Origin of the sequence: Bacteroides sp. 1_1_30 (assembly GCF_020982715.1) — a bacterium.
Classification (GTDB): domain Bacteria; phylum Bacteroidota; class Bacteroidia; order Bacteroidales; family Bacteroidaceae; genus Bacteroides; species Bacteroides xylanisolvens.
This window is the reverse complement of record NZ_JAJKHN010000192.1, coordinates 1-1,907: the sequence shown is the minus strand read 5'-3', so window position 1 is coordinate 1,907 and position 1,907 is coordinate 1. Positions and strand designations below refer to the sequence as shown.

The window sequence follows — 1,907 nt, the reverse complement described above, 5'->3', positions numbered from 1 at the left end:
GGTGGTGTCTCTACGGGGAAACGACAGTATCCTTACGTAGAAACTGTAGTGTCCCGCCTTAGAAACTCTCGTTTCCTACCGTGGAAATTGTAATTTCTAATGCCGGAAACGACAGTTCCCCGCCTGGAAACGGGAAGTTAATGTATACAGTATGACTGTTTTCTACACTTCATTCAGTTAAAAGCAACTATACTTATACTTTCCTCTTTTTAAAAGCAATGAAGTACCCGGAAATTTATTACCTTTGTGTAATTGATTTATAAAACCGGAGTATATGAGCACTAAAATTTATCCCATTGGCATACAGAATTTCGAAAAGATTCGTAATGACGGCTATTTATATATTGATAAAACGGCATTGATGTATCAAATGGTAAAAACCGGTAGTTACTATTTCTTAAGCCGCCCGCGCCGCTTCGGAAAGAGTCTGCTCATCTCTACTCTTGAAGCCTATTTTCAAGGAAAAAAAGAACTGTTTACAGGACTGGCTGTAGAAAGGTTGGAAAAGGATTGGATTAAATATCCGATACTACATCTGGACCTTAATATCGAAAAATATGATACGCCGGAAAGTCTGGATAATATACTCGAAAAATCGTTGACTGCATGGGAAAAGCTCTATGGTGCCGAGCCATCCGAACGCTCATTTTCCCTGCGTTTTGCCGGTATCATAGAACGCGCCTGCAAGCAGGCAGGACAGCGCGTAGTTATTTTGGTAGATGAATATGATAAGCCCATGTTGCAAGCCATCGGCAACGAAAAATTGCAAAAACAATTCCGGGACACTTTAAAACCTTTCTATGGGGCACTCAAAACAATGGATGGCTATATAAAGTTTGCGTTCTTGACCGGCGTTACAAAGTTTGGCAAAGTCAGTGTGTTTAGCGACTTGAATAATTTGGATGACATCTCAATGCGAAAAGATTATGTTGAAATCTGCGGTGTCAGCGATCAGGAGCTTCATGAAAACTTAGATATCGAACTTCATGAGTTTGCAGAGACGCAAGGTTTGTCGTATGACAAGCTCTGTACAAAACTAAAAGAATATTATGATGGCTATCATTTTACACATAATTCTATCGGTATATATAATCCGTTTAGTCTGCTCAACGCTTTCAAATATAAAGAATTCGGCAGTTATTGGTTTGAGACGGGGACACCTACCTATCTGGTTAAGTTACTAAAAAAGCATCATTATGATCTGGAACGGATGGCACACGAAGAAACTGATGCACAAGTACTGAATAGCATCGACTCCGAATCAACCAACCCGATTCCAGTGATTTACCAAAGCGGATACCTCACCATTAAAGGATATGACGAACGTTTTGGCATATACCGTTTAGGTTTCCCCAACCGTGAAGTAGAAGAAGGATTCATTCGCTTTCTGCTTCCTTTTTACGCGAATGTGAATAAGGTGGAATCCCCATTTGAAGTTCAAAAATTCGTCCGTGAAGTAGAAACGGGAGATTATGATTCTTTCTTCCACCGCCTGCAGAGTTTCTTTGCCGATACGACTTACGAAGTAATCCGGGAGCAGGAACTACATTATGAGAACGTACTTTTCATCGTTTTCAAGCTGGTTGGCTTCTATACCAAGGTGGAATACCACACTAATGACGGGCGTATAGATCTCGTGCTACAGACAGAGAAGTTCATTTATATAATGGAATTCAAGCTAAACGGAACAGCAGAAGAGGCTTTGCAGCAAATTAATGACAAACGCTATGCGCTACCTTTCGAAGCGGATGGACGGAAACTATTCAAGATAGGGATTAACTTCAGTGAGAAAACCCGTAATATCGAAAAATGGGTAGTAGAATCCTGAAGTAGGGATATTCAGTAAATGTTCCTCTTTCTAAAAAATCAAGAGAAAAGCTTTGCTTTACGTGAGCTTTTCTCTTGAT

General features: G+C 40.2%; 1 protein-coding gene. It reads left to right on the top strand.

The genetic code is table 11. From position 1 onward, the window contains the following. Window positions 1-274 precede the first annotated feature (274 nt). Window positions 275-1,828, top strand: a complete 1,554-nt coding sequence (locus LPH68_RS26095) for an ATP-binding protein (protein ID WP_004305188.1) — start codon at window positions 275-277, stop codon at window positions 1,826-1,828. Window positions 1,829-1,907 lie beyond the last annotated feature (79 nt).

Bases quoted from the DNA above. Each gene is read 5' to 3' on its own strand.
- LPH68_RS26095 (WP_004305188.1), top strand. From the start codon at position 275: ATGAGCACTAAAATTTATCCCATTGGCATACAGAATTTCGAAAAGATT.